Source organism: Ruegeria sp. N11 (assembly GCF_056531525.1).
In genome coordinates, this window is record NZ_JBQFLX010000007.1 from 94,650 (window position 1) to 108,714 (window position 14,065).

The 14,065-nt window shown below is 61.2% G+C and carries 14 protein-coding genes; 5 read left to right on the plus strand and 9 right to left on the minus strand.

Annotated features, from left to right (window positions below; all coding sequences use genetic code 11):
• Window positions 1–16: 16 nt before the first annotated feature.
• The 5 genes from ileS to ACR0J8_RS09400 all read right to left on the minus strand — a co-directional run bounded on the left by ileS (window position 17) and on the right by ACR0J8_RS09400 (window position 6,798).
• Complete coding sequence (gene ileS, locus ACR0J8_RS09380) at window positions 17–2,929, minus strand: isoleucine--tRNA ligase (protein ID WP_480524846.1); 2,913 nt, start codon at window positions 2,927–2,929, stop codon at window positions 17–19.
• 249 nt (window positions 2,930–3,178) lie between these two features.
• On the minus strand, window positions 3,179–3,889 hold the full coding sequence (locus tag ACR0J8_RS09385) for a VIT1/CCC1 transporter family protein (protein WP_480524848.1): 711 nt from the start codon (window positions 3,887–3,889) through the stop codon (window positions 3,179–3,181).
• A 59-nt stretch (window positions 3,890–3,948) separates the two neighbouring features.
• A complete protein-coding gene (locus tag ACR0J8_RS09390) occupies window positions 3,949–4,938 on the minus strand; it encodes a YcjF family protein (protein ID WP_480889828.1) in 990 nt (329 codons plus the stop codon).
• On the minus strand, window positions 4,931–5,386 hold the full coding sequence (locus ACR0J8_RS09395) for a GNAT family N-acetyltransferase (protein ID WP_170807730.1): 456 nt from the start codon (window positions 5,384–5,386) through the stop codon (window positions 4,931–4,933). Before ACR0J8_RS09395 ends, ACR0J8_RS09390 begins: the two co-directional genes overlap by 8 nt.
• Window positions 5,383–6,798: a YcjX family GTP-binding protein gene (locus tag ACR0J8_RS09400; protein WP_480525026.1), complete on the minus strand. Its 1,416-nt coding sequence runs from the start codon at window positions 6,796–6,798 to the stop codon at window positions 5,383–5,385. The genes ACR0J8_RS09395 and ACR0J8_RS09400 overlap by 4 nt, the downstream gene beginning before the upstream one ends.
• A gap of 113 nt (window positions 6,799–6,911) precedes the next feature.
• Between ACR0J8_RS09400 and truA the strand changes: the two genes are divergently transcribed.
• The gene (gene truA / locus ACR0J8_RS09405) at window positions 6,912–7,679 is read left to right on the plus strand and encodes a tRNA pseudouridine(38-40) synthase TruA (RefSeq protein WP_480524852.1); all 768 of its coding nucleotides are present in this window, start codon (window positions 6,912–6,914) and stop codon (window positions 7,677–7,679) included.
• A gap of 1 nt (window position 7,680) precedes the next feature.
• Here truA and ACR0J8_RS09410 read toward each other — a convergent pair whose 3' ends face one another.
• The 3 genes from ACR0J8_RS09410 to ACR0J8_RS09420 form a co-directional block, all read right to left on the minus strand.
• Window positions 7,681–8,610 (minus strand): nickel/cobalt transporter, encoded by a 930-nt coding sequence (locus tag ACR0J8_RS09410; protein ID WP_480889833.1) that lies wholly within the window; start codon window positions 8,608–8,610, stop codon window positions 7,681–7,683.
• Window positions 8,595–9,242 carry a DUF1007 family protein gene (locus ACR0J8_RS09415; RefSeq protein WP_480524856.1) on the minus strand — a complete coding sequence of 216 codons (648 nt, stop codon included), beginning with the start codon at window positions 9,240–9,242 and terminating at the stop codon, window positions 8,595–8,597. The genes ACR0J8_RS09410 and ACR0J8_RS09415 overlap by 16 nt, the downstream gene beginning before the upstream one ends.
• Before the next feature lie 73 nt (window positions 9,243–9,315).
• Entirely contained in the window at window positions 9,316–10,107 is a 792-nt protein-coding gene (locus ACR0J8_RS09420; RefSeq protein WP_480889836.1) for a thioesterase family protein, read from the minus strand.
• A 167-nt stretch (window positions 10,108–10,274) separates the two neighbouring features.
• On the opposite strand from ACR0J8_RS09420, the gene ACR0J8_RS09425 reads away from it, so the two are divergent.
• Window positions 10,275–11,210: a 2-hydroxyacid dehydrogenase gene (locus ACR0J8_RS09425; RefSeq protein WP_480889839.1), complete on the plus strand. Its 936-nt coding sequence runs from the start codon at window positions 10,275–10,277 to the stop codon at window positions 11,208–11,210.
• A 15-nt stretch (window positions 11,211–11,225) separates the two neighbouring features.
• Here the strand turns inward: ACR0J8_RS09425 and ACR0J8_RS09430 are convergent, their stop codons facing one another.
• A complete protein-coding gene (locus ACR0J8_RS09430) occupies window positions 11,226–11,579 on the minus strand; it encodes a hypothetical protein (RefSeq protein ID WP_170807724.1) in 354 nt (117 codons plus the stop codon).
• A gap of 178 nt (window positions 11,580–11,757) precedes the next feature.
• On the opposite strand from ACR0J8_RS09430, the gene ACR0J8_RS09435 reads away from it, so the two are divergent.
• The 3 genes from ACR0J8_RS09435 (at window position 11,758) to ACR0J8_RS09445 (ending at window position 14,047) form a co-directional block, all read left to right on the plus strand.
• Window positions 11,758–12,591, plus strand: a complete 834-nt coding sequence (locus ACR0J8_RS09435) for a bifunctional allantoicase/(S)-ureidoglycine aminohydrolase (RefSeq protein WP_480524862.1) — start codon at window positions 11,758–11,760, stop codon at window positions 12,589–12,591.
• 91 nt (window positions 12,592–12,682) lie between these two features.
• On the plus strand, window positions 12,683–13,006 hold the full coding sequence (locus ACR0J8_RS09440) for a hypothetical protein (RefSeq protein WP_480524864.1): 324 nt from the start codon (window positions 12,683–12,685) through the stop codon (window positions 13,004–13,006).
• Window positions 13,007–13,060: 54 nt separating this feature from the next.
• A complete protein-coding gene (locus tag ACR0J8_RS09445) occupies window positions 13,061–14,047 on the plus strand; it encodes a type I glyceraldehyde-3-phosphate dehydrogenase (RefSeq protein WP_480524866.1) in 987 nt (328 codons plus the stop codon).
• The last annotated feature ends 18 nt before the right edge of the window (window positions 14,048–14,065 follow it).

The window sequence follows — 14,065 nt, forward strand, 5'->3', positions numbered from 1 at the left end:
ATCCGCCGGTAACGGATCAGCCCAGCGCTTCGTCGCAGCGCCCGCAAACGTCGTCATGCGCGTGGCGGCCGACATCCGGCAGGATTTTCCAGCAGCGCTGACATTTCGCGCCTTCGGCTTTTTCGAACACCACACCGACGCCTTCAATCTCAGGCACGCGGAACGCCTCGGCCGGGGCCGGATCGCCGGTCACCGACAGGCCAGAGGTGATGCACATGTCATCCACATCAAACGTTGCCAGCAGATCGCGGGTTTCGGAGTCTTCGATATATACGATCGGCGCCGCCTCCAGGCTGGAGCCGATGACCTTGTCCTGGCGCTGCACTTCCAGCGCAGCGGTCACAGCACGGCGCACCCGGCGGATCTTGGCCATGGCTGTCTCAAGCTCGGCGTTGCGCCAGTCGGCAGGCGTCTCGGGGAAGTCCACCAGATGGACTGAACTGTCGTCGCCCGGGAACCGTTCCAGCCAGACTTCCTCCATGGTGAAGACCAGGACCGGCGCCAGCCAGGTGGTCAGGCGGTGGAACAGGGTATCCAGCACGGTGCGCGCGGACCGGCGGCGCAGCGTGTCGCCATCGCAATACAGCGCATCCTTGCGAATATCGAAATAGAACGATGACAGATCGACGGTCGCAAAGGTGAATACGGCACTGAACACGCCCTGGAAGTCGAACGCGGCGTAGCCCTTGCGGACCTGCTCATCCAGATCGGCCAGACGGCTGAGAACCCAACGCTCCAGTCGCGGCATATCCTCGGGCGCGACGCGATCCGCCTCGGAAAAGTCAGCCAGCGAACCCAGCATGAACCGCATGGTGTTGCGCAGGCGGCGATAGCTGTCGGCGGTGCCTTTGAGGATTTCCGGCCCGATCCGCTGGTCGGCGGTATAGTCGGTCTGAGCCACCCAAAGGCGCAGGATATCGGCACCATATTGCTTAATGACCTCTTCCGGCACGATGGTGTTGCCCAGCGATTTGGACATCTTGTTGCCCTTGGCATCCAGCGTGAAGCCGTGGGTCACAACGTTGCGATAAGGCGCACGGCCCTTGGTGCCGCAGGCCTGCAGCATGGACGAATGGAACCAGCCACGATGCTGGTCGGTCCCTTCCATGTAGACATCGGCGATGCCGTCTTCGGTGCCGTCCTCGCGGTCGCGCAGAACAAAAGCGTGGGTCGAGCCCGAGTCGAACCACACGTCCAGCACGTCGAACACCTGATCGTAATCATCGGGGCTGGCGATGCCGTCCAGGATCTTCTCTTTGAAGCCCTCGGTGTACCAGACGTCCGCGCCATCTGCCTCGAACGCCGCTTTGATACGCGCGTTCAGGTCTGCGTTGCGCAGCAGATAATCTGCGTCGGTCGGCAGAGCACCCTTTTTGGTGAAGCAGGTCAGCGGCACGCCCCAGGCGCGCTGGCGGGACAGAACCCAGTCCGGGCGCGCCTCTATCATGGAATACAAGCGATTGCGGCCCGTTTGCGGCGTCCACTTCACCAGTTCGTCGATGGACCGCAGGGCACGCTCGCGGATGGTGTCTCCCATCTCGCCCATGCCATCATCCAGCTTGCGGTCGACCGAGGCGAACCACTGCGGCGTGTTACGGTAGATGATCGGAGCTTTTGAGCGCCACGAATGCGGGTAGCTGTGCTTGATCTTGCCACGCGCCAGCAACCCGCCGACCTCGACCAGCTTGTCGATCACGGCTTTGTTCGCATCACCCTCACCGCCCTTGCGGGACAGGATGAATTTGCCTCCAAAGAACGGCAGATCAGCGCGGAATGAGCCATCGTCCATCACGTTGTAGGTGATGACCTGTTCCAGCATCCCCAGATCGCGGTACAGCTCGAATTCTTCCATCCCGTGGGACGGTGCACAGTGAACGAAACCTGTGCCTTCGGTGTCGGTTACGAACTCAGCGGCGCGGAAGTCGCGGATGTCGTCCCATTCGCCATTGCTACCTTCGGCCCCGGCCAGCGGGTGGGTCAGCCGGACACCTTCCAGTTCATCGGCAGTCACATCGCGGACGCGGGTCCATTGGTCGTCATTCAGGCGGGCGCGGCCAAGCACATCGGCGGCCAGATTGTCGGCCAGCAGGAATTTGTCGCCCACATTGGCCCAGCATTCCTCCGGCGCTCCGGTGACTTCATAAAGGCCATAAGAGATGTCCTTGCCGTACACGACCGCTTTGTTCGACGGCATGGTCCAAGGCGTCGTGGTCCAGATCACCACAAAGGCGTCATCCAGATCGCCCGCATTCACGACCTTAAACTTCACCCAGATGGTGAAGCTTTCCTTGTCGTGATATTCGACCTCAGCCTCGGCCAGCGCAGTTTTCTCGATGGGCGACCACATCACGGGTTTGGAGCCCTGATAGAGCGTGCCGTTCATCAGGAACTTCATGAACTCGTCGGCGATCACGGCCTCGGCATGATAGTCCATAGTGATATAGGGATCGGGCCAGTTGCCAGTTATACCCAGACGCTTGAACTCTTCGCGCTGGATGTCGATCCAGCCTTCGGCGAACTTGCGGCATTCCTGACGGAAATCGACGATGTTCACCTCGTCCTTGTTCTTGCCCTTCTTGCGGTACTGTTCCTCGATCTTCCATTCGATGGGCAGGCCGTGACAGTCCCAGCCGGGCACGTAACGCGCGTCGAAACCCATCATCTGATGGGATCGCACGATCATGTCCTTGATGGTTTTGTTCAGTGCGTGACCGATATGCAGGTGACCGTTCGCGTAAGGAGGGCCATCATGCAGCGTAAAGGGCGTGCGGCCCTCTTTTTCACGCAAGCGGTCATAGACGCCGATGGTTTCCCACCGCTCCAGCCATGCAGGCTCGCGCTTGGGCAGGCCGGCGCGCATCGGGAACTCGGTTTTGGGCAGGTTCAGCGTGTCTTTGTAGTCAGGTGTCTGGATCGTATCGGCGCACATTTGGGGCGTCCCTTGGATGATCTGGTCTTACTAGGATCGAAGCGTTCGGTGCGAAGTCTCAAACACCTTTGCCCGGCGTCTCAGAGGGTCAGAGCGCCGGGGATATAATTCGAATAATGATGGCCAGACGGTCATGCATGGCAGGCTTATAAGACGCCTTCCCGCAATGGTCCAGAGGTTCTGCCGCCCGGGGTGAAGAGCGGCGAGCGTGTCATTTTCAACACCAATTCAAAACGGCCAAACGGGCTGTCAGAGGTGAAACAGGGACCCGACAAGGTAGGCAATCAACGCCGCCGTTCCGCCAATCAACAAGGTTTCAAAGCCCGACCGCCACCAAGGGGCCAGCGACCACCGGCTTTTCATCGCACCGATGGCGAAGAAAACCGCAAGTGTCAGTGAGACCGAGACCGCAAAGGCATTCTGGACGGACACCAGGAACGGAACCAGCGGAACCATCCCGGCCACCAGAAACGCGAGGAACGTCGCCATTGCAGCCTTGAGCGGATGAGGCTCGACACTGCCCAGACCGTATTCGCCTTCGATCATCAGGTTGATCCAGTTTTCCCGATTATCGGTGATGGCATCCGTCGCCTCGTTCAGAACGCGGCCCGAAAGTCCTTTCTGAGCCAGAATCTCGCGCACTTCGCCGCGCTCGCCTTCGGGGTAAAGGTCGATATGGCGTTCCTCGACCGCGCGAATGCGGCGGATATTGTCCAGTTCGGCCTTGGTGCCCGAATAGTTCCCCGCCGCCATCGAAAACCCGTCGGCCAGCACGTTCGCAAGGCCAAGCGCCACGATGACAAAGGGCGACAGACCCGCCCCGGCGACACCGGACACAATGGCAAAGGTCGTGACCGACCCGTCCAGCCCGCCATAGACAAGATCCCGCAGGACGCCGCGACCGGGCGGGGCATTGATCCGGGCGGAAATCTCTTTCTGGCTGTGACCGTGGTCGATCATGGCTGGCCCTCCGTCGCCATTAGCTTGGCGGAAGGATAGCACTATGGCCTTGCGTCAGATCAATCTTTCGAGAACAGGCCGCTCAGTGCACGCCGGATCATGCCGCGGGTCGACGGCTTGTGCCGTTTGGAAAAGGGCAACGGACGGCAGACTTCCATCGCGGCCACGCCAACACGGGCGCTCAGCGCGCCGTTTACCAGACCCTCACCAAAACGGCGGGACAGTTTGCTGAGGACTGAGCCGCCCAGAACCGGCTCCAGCAGATCATCACCCACAGCGACGGCACCCGTGGCGACCAGATGCACAAAGACTGCCCGCGTCAAACGCCATCCGCCAAAAAAACCGGCGCGGCCTCCGTAGATTTCGGCAATGCGCCGGATCATCCGCAGGGACGCCAGCATCGCCGTTGCGACATCCGCCAGCGCCAGCGGTACAAGCGCGGTCACGGTGGCCACCTGCCTGGCCGCGGCTTCGACCTCACGGCTGGCGGCAGCGTCGAGCGGGGCAAGCAATTCGTCCTCGGCAAGGGACAGCAGACCGCTGGCATCGAATTGCTCACTCATGCGCTCGGCCAGCCTGTCGCGGCCCCATCTCGTGTCTTCGCGGCCCTTGTAGAACGCGACCAGCCTGTTCGTGACCGACCGCGCCTGCGCCAGATCAGCTTCGGCCAGCGCGGCATCGGCGGCGCGGCGCATTCCATCCACGCGCGACAACCGTCCAATAGCCGCCAGTTCACGGATCACGATGATCAGCGTCACCAATACCAGCGCCGCAATCAGCCCGGTGACGATCCACCCCAGAATAGGCGAACGCGCCACCAGCGACGTTGCAAAATCCCACGCTGCAATCGAAACCGCCGCGCCCACAACGGCCAGCGCCAGCCCCCAGAACCACCGGGACAGGGCAGAAGGCTTTCGGGCCGCAAGCCGGGCCGCGGCCTGCATTGCCTGACCTTGCGGCTGCGCAACATCGGGCACGGGCGGCGCCTGTGCTACGTCGGCAGCGGGTTCATCCGCTTCCAGATCAATCAGAACCGGGCCTTTAGCCATTGTTGCCGTCCTCCGCATTCCAGACAAACCTGATATCCGGCAGGTTTTCGTCGTTGTCCGATCCGTCGCCGCGCGCGACCTCGACAAATCCGTGACGCTCATAAAACCTGAGCGCGGGCCTGTTTGCCTCAAATGCGTACAGCGACAGCTGAGATCGTTCGATTTTAGCCCGGTCCAGCAATTTCCGCCCAATCCCCTGCCCCCGCGCCGCAGCAGCAAGATAGAGGGAGTGAACCTCGTCACCATGACGCGCCAGAAAACCCACGACGCCCTTGTCCGTCTCGGCAACTGTGACCCAACCCTGATCGATCATCCTGCCGCAAAACGCGATGGTTTCAGCGCAGGAATGCAGCTCGGGCATCCAGTCGTTTTCGCGCGCGAATCCATGCAGGATTTCACCGGTTGTGCCGGCATCCGTACTGCGGGCGGGGCGGAGTTTTACGGTCACAGGCGGTCTCCGATCAAAAACTGGGCGGCCCGGTCCAGCCGGATGTGCGGCGGCCCGTCCCCGGGGCGAAGGGTCAGATGCGCCGGGGCAAATGTCATGAAACCGAAATCATCGTTCAGCCAGTTCTCAGCCCCGTCGCGGGCCGGGCCCAGCAGATGAGCGGGATCCGACGGCAGATCCCCGGCATAAAAGGCAGCCTGGTTCCCGGTATCCAACAGAGTGCCACGCACGCAGGGCAGTTCCGACCCGTTGTGATTGCGCATTTCTTCCGTCGTGGCACGCAGCGACGCCAGCGACAGGGCGGCGGTCTCGGCTCCGGCGAATTTGGCCCTGTCCTGCGCTTCGCGCGTCAGCGCCTCCATGATCGCGGTCAGGCGTGGGTGTTGCAAGTGGTGCAGATGATCGGCCTTGGTGGCAGCAAAGAGAATACGCTCGACCCGTTTGCCCAGCAGCAGCTGGCTGAGCCACGCATTTCGGCCGGGACGGAAAGCCGACAGGATATCTGCCATCGCGCGGCGCATGTCCTCGACCGCCTTCGGGCCTTTGTGAATTGCGCCCAGCGCATCGACCAACACAACCTGCCGGTCGATGCGCGAGAAGTGATCACGGAAGAACGGTTTGACCACCTGCGACTTGTACGCCTCGAACCGCCGTTCCATCTCGCGGTGCAGCGAGCGCCTGCGCGACGGGCCGTCAACCGGCAATGGCGCAAAGGTCAGAACCGGTGATCCGGCCAGGTCGCCCGGCAACAGGAATCGCCCCGGTGTACAGTCGTAGTAACCACTGTCCCGCGCCCTATTCAGATAATCCGTGAACGCCGCTGCCAGCGCCTGAGCCGTCGGTTCATCGTGGTTGTCATTGGGATCGGTTGCCCCAATCCGTGACAGGAAATCTGTTGCTTCGGACCGGTCTTCGATGCGAGTCAGCGTGCCCTGCGACCACTCCGCATAGGATTTCTCCAACAGGGCCAGATCCAGCAGCCATTCCCCCGGATAGTCCACGATATCCAGGTGAACGGTACGTGGCCCCTGCAACCCGGCCAGCAAACCGGCGGGGCGCGCCTTGAATGACAGGCGCAGTTCGGACACCGCGCGCGTGCTCTCGGGCCAGTGCGGCGCGCGGCCGGTCAGGTCGGACAGATGAGATTCAAAGTCGAACCGGGGAACCGTGTCATCAGGCTGTGGTTGCAGATAGGCGGCGTTGATCCGCCCCTCCTGCTGGGCGACCAGCCCAGTCATGCGGCCCCGATCCAGAAGATTGGCCACAAGCGAGGTGATGAACACCGTTTTGCCGGACCGCGCCAGCCCGGTGACGCCCAGACGTATGACAGGCTCGAACAGGGTTTCAGACACGCGGTCGCCCACGGATTCGACACCGCGCACAAGACTGTCTGCCAGTGATGAGATGACCAATCCGCCGCCCCGCATGGTTGTTTTGCTCAAGATAGGTAGCAAGCCCCGAGGTTGCCAGAGCTTTTCCCAATCCGGCTCTTGCCCGGACCGGCGCGGCGCGATACCAGCGCCACATGCCAAGATACGCGCTGAAAGTCGAATATCAGGGGGAATCGTTTGCCGGATGGCAGCGGCAAAAGGACCTGCCGTCCGTGCAGGGCGCAATCGAGACCGCACTGTCGCGTATCCAGCCGGGTGAGCACACAATTGCCGCCGCCGGGCGGACAGACTCGGGCGTTCATGCGTTGGGACAAGTGGCGCATTGCGATCTGGTGAAAGACTGGGATCCGTTTCGCCTGTCCGAGGCGCTAAACTATCACCTCAAGCCTCAGCCCGTGGCCATCGTGCAGGCTGCGCGGGTGGATGACGACTGGCATGCCCGGTTTTCAGCACTCGAACGGCAATACCTGTTCCGCATCCTGATGCGCCGCGCCCCCGCCACCCATGACAGCGGGCAGGTCTGGCAAATCAACCACCAACTGGATGTCGACGCGATGCAGGCCGGTGCGGACATGCTGATCGGACGGCATGATTTCACAACCTTCCGCTCGTCGATCTGTCAGGCGGCCAGCCCGGTCAAAACTCTGGATGAGTTGCGGGTTGAACGGGTTCAGGGCTTTTCAGGGCCCGAAGTGCACTTCCACGTGCGCGCGCGGTCGTTCCTGCACAATCAGGTACGCAGCTTTGTCGGCACGCTGGAACGGGTCGGCGCGGGATCGTGGACACCAGAAGATGTGCGCGATGCGCTGCAGGCCGCTGACCGTGCTGCCTGTGGCCCGGTCTGCCCGCCGCAAGGGCTTTATCTGGCGCGGGTCGGATACCCTGAACCGGTGTTCGATTGATTTAGAGCGCGCGCATCAGTAACCCGCTTGCGATCACTGCAATGATGAGACCCGCCACCAGTTCGATGGTCGGGGCCAGCACGGAAACGAACCGCGTTGCCGAGGCCGAGGCCAGAAGCCCCCCGCGCAAGCCGAACGATGTCCAGCCCACAAGGGTTGTGACCGTCGCAGTGCCCAGCGCCATGGCAAATGCCCCGGCGATGCCGACCATTGCGATACCCATCTGCCAAGTCAGGATCAGTACGAACAGCGCGCCGGTGCAGGGACGCGCAGCAATCCCCGCGATCAGCACCAATGCCTCACGCAGGCTGCCAACATTCGCCACTTCTTCGGGGCTTGGGCCATGGCGGTGACCGCACTCGGAACACTCCCCGTGATCGTGGTGGTGGTGATGATGGTGGTCATGATGATGGTGCGCGGAAGACTGTGAGTTTCGATGCTGTCGGGCAAAACTGCGAACCGCACGCAGGACAAGCCACATCCCGATCGCCGCAATGGCCCCATAACTGATCGGAGCCATCACCTGTTCTGTTGTCCCGATCAGAGACTCGCGCGACATCTGAAACACCAGCACCCCGGCATACACCAGAACGATAGCCGTTACCGCCTGCCCCAGGCTGGACAGAACACTGATTGCCGACAATCGCCAGAAAGCGACCTGACGGCCCAGCCCGTAGCCGCCGATCAGAACCTTGCCGTGTCCCGGGCCGATCGCGTGGAAAAACCCATAGGCGAAACAAACCGTCAGCAGGGTCGCGACAGCTTCCGGCTGTTCCGCGCGCGCGGCGCGCAGGGAACGCGCGATCTGGTTCTGGAAATCCCGTTGTTCACCGGCAGCCCAGGCAGCAAGATCATCGAATCCGCCGCTGCCCCAGAACCACAACAGCAAGGCACAGGCCAGCGCGACCGGAATGATCAGGAATTTGGACATGAAACGCGGATCTCGGTCGCAAAGCTTTCCCCGACAAGGGGGATATCGTTTTCTTCTAGGTCGACATCTGCATCCAATGTCAGCAGAAAGGCCTGCATCTGCGCCAGTTGTCCGTCGATATCGGGTTCCCGGCGATCGATGTGGCAGCCATCCGGCCCGGAAATCGTCACCGGGCGCGTGACCTCGTAAGCCGTGTAGAAGGTTTCATCGAAAGGTTTGGCGGACAGGTCAGCCGCCGATACGCCGCCAGATTCGACCTCGCGCAGATGAGTTGTCACGATACGCCCGTCTTCGGTGGTCGCGGACGGCTCTGACGGCCCCGTCAATGAAACCGGCGTTCCACCTGCGGTGACGACAAGATCGCCGTTGTAGCCTTCGACCCATTGCATGTCGAAACCGGTCAGAACCTTCTGCTCGGCCTCGGACAACACGCCGTCTGCATCCTGATCGAGTTTCAGGTCTTCCAGAACCAGAAGGGAATAGAATTCGTCATAAACCCAGGTCACGCGGACATGAGTCAATTGGCCCGTCTCATCGACAATGAACTCCAGCCCGGTGTCGATATAGACATGCGGGTGCGGAATTGCCGAAACCGGCAGGCAACAGGTTAACAGTGTGATCAGCCAGCGCATGGCCAGAACATAGGGGCCGAAATCAATTGCGGCAATGCACTTCCGACGTGGATCGCATCATCCGACGCTTGCGCTAGCGCGGGGGAAGCAGAACGAGTGTCTGCAACGCCGTACCTACTGGCCCCTGCGTGTCATACAGGATCGCTTGCGACATTCCGATTCCGTTCGGCTGCCAGTGCGAGACCGACTCGGCCGCCAACCAGTCCGAAACAGGTTCGCGGTGGATGTGCAGCGTCAGGTCCGTGTTCATAAACCCCATGCCGGACGGTTGCACGTTGCACGAGATACCGTTGCCGCAATCGGCCAGCGGACACAGCGACTGAACAGGCGAAGGCTGTTCAGTGCCAAGCAAATGCGGCGTTCGCAACCAGATCGTCTTGGGACCAAGGCCCTGATTGCCGCCTTTTGGATAGGCCACGTCCACGGCCTGCGCAAAACAGTGCAGGTCATGCCGCAACTCCATCAAGGGAAAATCCCCGGTCACGAGATCATGAAATGCAGGTGCGAGAACCTCAGCCGTGGGAACCCTGCCCAGATCCTTGCGCACAAGATGCATTGTTGTTGCCGTCGCGCACAGCGTGTTGTCCAGATCATGCACAGTGACCCGTGTTGTCGCTAATGTGCGTGTGTGCCGGGTGGTCTCGGCGGCAACCCGCAATCCCGCCAGCGGCAATGGCCGGATCAGATCCACCGTCAGCCGGGTCAGCATCTTTTCGGGGCCTGTTTCAGCCTCGGCCGCGCGGACGATCAGGCCGGCAACAGGGCCGGCATGACAATGATCGGCGGACCATGGTCCGCGCGCCGGGTCGTTGCCGACAAACACGCCATCCGGATCAAGGTCAAAGAAAGCCTTTTGGCTGGGCATGGCAGTCATCGGTGTCGGATCCCACAGGTCATTTGTTGATCATGTTTCCGCGATCCGACGACGGACCGGGCTTTACCTTTGGACCGAGAATGACTTAGCTGCCCGAAAGATGTCCAGTTGGGTGACGGAACGTCATTCGTTCAAATCGAAACACATGGGGGTGCGAAATGGCATTGTTGGTTGAAACCGGATTGTCCGACTGGATCAGCGATGATGATATAGCGCGCGAAATCCGGCGACACCATCCGGACGCGGACGTGCGCACCCAGGATACGATTGGCGATGCCGCAGACATCACGATGATCGCGCTTGTCGGCCTGCGCCAGGATCAGCCGGCGCGCTATCCGAATTTGAAACTCGTGCAGAAACTCGGAGCCGGGGTCGAGACAATCGTCAGCAATCCTGGCCTGCCCGATCATGTCCGCATCACCCGCCTGAAACCGGATGCACCGGCGCAGGGCATAGCCGAGTGGTTTCTGGCCTATGTGTTGCGCCGGCAGCGGCACATGGCAATCTATGAAGCCGCCCAGCGCCGAGCCGAATGGACGCCGCGCGCGCCCGGCTTCAGCCCTGATACGGTGGTCGGGGTATTGGGGCTGGGCCATATCGGTGCGCGAACCGCCCGGATGCTGCGCGATGTCGGGTTCCAGGTCATGGGATGGAGCCGTTCGCCCAAGCAGATTGAGGGCGTGACCTGCCTGCATGGCGAAAACATGCTGCCCGACCTTCTGGGGCAGTGCGATCATGTCTGTGCTATTCTGCCATCGACACCTCAGACAATCGGATTGTTCGATGAAACGCTTCTGGGTGCGATGAAGCCCGGAAGCCAGTTGCTGAATGCCGGACGCGGTGATCTGATCGACGAAACCGCGCTGATGGCGGCGCTGGATCGCGGCACACCGGGTCATGCAGTTCTGGACGTCACCTCGCAAGAACCCCTGCCTTCGGACAACCCGTTATGGCGGCATCCCCAAGTGACGATCACCCCGCATGTGTCGGGCTGGCATCTGGGCAACGCATTGTCCGATGTGGCCGAGAATTTCCGGCGCCTGACCAGCGGTCAGCCACTGCTGCACGAAGTCGACAGGGCGCGCGGTTACTGATCTACCGCAAAATGGTCAGGGCGTCAGAATCCAGTTGCCGCTGGCGTCCTTGCATCTGCGCGTTCTGACCTCGCGCGAACTCTCGGCGCCTTCGGGCTGAATGAAATGCTGCAGATGAACGCAGTTGCCGCGAACATCCCGGACCCGGATCGTTCCCTTTGATCCCGTGGCGTCATTGACCCAGCTGCGCTCATCTCCGGCCCGCGCGCTGCCGGTCAGCAACTGGTCCGCCGTTGCATTTACCACTTCAAAATCCGCAGGGGTCAGCCCCATCTCCGATATGATGCGGGACAGCGGTTTGGCGTCTGCGGCAACGCCCAGACCAAAACTCATGACCGCTGCGAAGGTTGCCAATTTCCTGGGCTTCATATTCGCCTCACCGTTCTGAAATAGATTTAGTCCCAAGACTATACCCGCGCTGGTCCGTGGCCAAGCCCCCCACGGCGCGCACCTTCAAATTATCCCGAACAAACCTATCGCAACTCAGGCGCTAGGACCGCCGGTTTATTGCCAGCATAGTGCGATCGATACGAACCAGAGGCATTCGATGGCACACCCGACTTATTACGCCCCATCCGGCGGGCATCCCGGTCAGGATCAGATTCTGACCGACCGCGCCATGTTCACCGACGCGTACGCGGTGATCCCCAAGGGCACCATGCGCGACATCGTCACCAGTTACCTGCCATTCTGGGAGGGCACGCGTCTATGGGTGCTCTCGCGCCCGCTCAGCGGATTTGCCGAGACCTTTTCGCAGTACATTATGGAGGTTCAGCCCGGCGGCGGATCTGATCGCCCCGAAACCGACGAGCAGGCCCAAGGAGTGATCTTTGTGGTCGAGGGCACAGTCTCTCTGACCCTTGGCGGCGATGTTCATGTCCTTGAAACCGGTGGCTACGCCTACATCCCGCCGGGTTCGGACTGGACGCTGCACAACCGCGCAGATGAAGTGACAAGATTCCACTGGGTCCGCAAGGCTTACGAGGCCGTCCCCGGCCTGCCCGCGCCCGATCCAATCATCACCAATGAACGCGACGTGGCCCCCATCGAAATGCCCGGCACCGAAGGGCGCTGGTCGACGACCCGCTTTGCCGACCCGCAGGATCTGCGCCACGACATGCATGTCAACATCGTCAACTTCGAACCCGGTGGCGTGATCCCCTTTGCCGAAACCCACGTGATGGAACACGGACTTTACGTGTTGGAGGGCAAGGCCGTCTACAGGCTCAACCAAGACTGGGTCGAGGTCGAGGCCGGAGACTACATGTGGCTGCGCGCTTTCTGCCCGCAAGCCTGTTACGCAGGCGGCCCGGGGCGGTTCCGCTATCTGCTTTACAAGGACGTTAACCGGCACATGCCGCTGAACCTGTCGCGGCGTTAAACGGGTAGAATGGCCATTTACCTGTCAGGGGTTCACAGAAGCGTCTGAATCTGGTGAAATATCCTCAGGTTATAGTACTGGAGATTGCGCCATGTTTTTTCGCGGAACGATGTTTGCGCTTGCGGCCGTTATCGGCCTGACGGCGTTCGATGCCGCACCTGTTGCGGCCAGGGAAGAAACCAAATCCGTATTTGTCATGAGCCGTACATGGGCTGTGACACAGGTTTCAGACGCTCCGGTCATTTACCGCGCCACACGGGACAACAACAATCTGAACCCCTTCGGTCCGCCGCCGCGCCTGCGGACGATACAAGCCATAGCGGCGATCCAGCAGGCCACGGGTTGCAAGGTTATCCGTTCAAGCATGTATCAGAACATCTCGGGCCAGTTTTTCTCGCAGGTCTCCTGCGGTTAGAACGGTATCGAAACGGGCATTGAGATCGCCCGGTCAGCCTGCCATAGCTTGCCCATGAAACTTGCGATCAACGGATTCGGCCGTATCGGCCGCACAATTCTGCGGCAGGTTCTGGCCTTGCCGGAAGACAGCAATGTCGAGCTGGTGCTGATCAACGATATCGCACCGCTTGAGACCTGCGCCTATCTGTTCAAATACGACAGTACATTTGGCCCTTACGCCGGAACGGTCCTGGCCGAAGGTGACACCCTGATCGTGGACGGGCACCGGGTTCCGATGACCCACAGCGAGGATCTGACCCGTGTGGATCTATCCGGGGTCGACGTCCTGCTGGACTGCACAGGTATCGCACGCACGTCCGATGTGGCCAGCCGAGGATTGACTGCCGGTGCCAGCAAGGTGCTGATCTCGGGCCCCTCGCCCGCAACCGAAGTCACCATCGTACTGGGCGCAAACGAAGATCAACTGGGCAATGCCCGGATCGTTTCGAACGCATCCTGTACCACCAACGGGCTGGCTCCGCTGGTGCGGGTATTGGATGGGATCGGCGGCATCACCGCGGCCCATATGACAACGATCCATTGCTACACAAACAGCCAGCCGATGGTGGACGCGCCGCGCGGCGATCTTGCGCGCTCGCGTGCGGGTGCGCTGTCCATGGTTCCAACCACAACCAGTGCCACGCATCTGATTGACGAAGTCATGCCTCATTTGGCCGGTCGCATCTCGGGCGCCGCGGTGCGCGTACCCACCGCCAGCGTTTCGGCCGTAGACCTGATCGTGACCCTGGAAAACGAGATGAGCCCCGAGGTGATTGACGCCAAGCTGCGCGCAGCGGCCGAAAACTCGCCTGTTTTGGGCTGGACGGACCTGCCTCTGGTCTCATCCGATCTGCGCACGCGACCCGAGTCGCTTGTGATCGCGGGCCCTGAAACTCGCATGGTGGGAAACAGACAGGTCCGGGTGTTTGGCTGGTATGATAACGAATGGGGCTTTTCGGCCCGAATGCTGGATGTCGCGCGCCTGATGGCGGCAAGCTGAAGACGCAGCCCGCCAAAC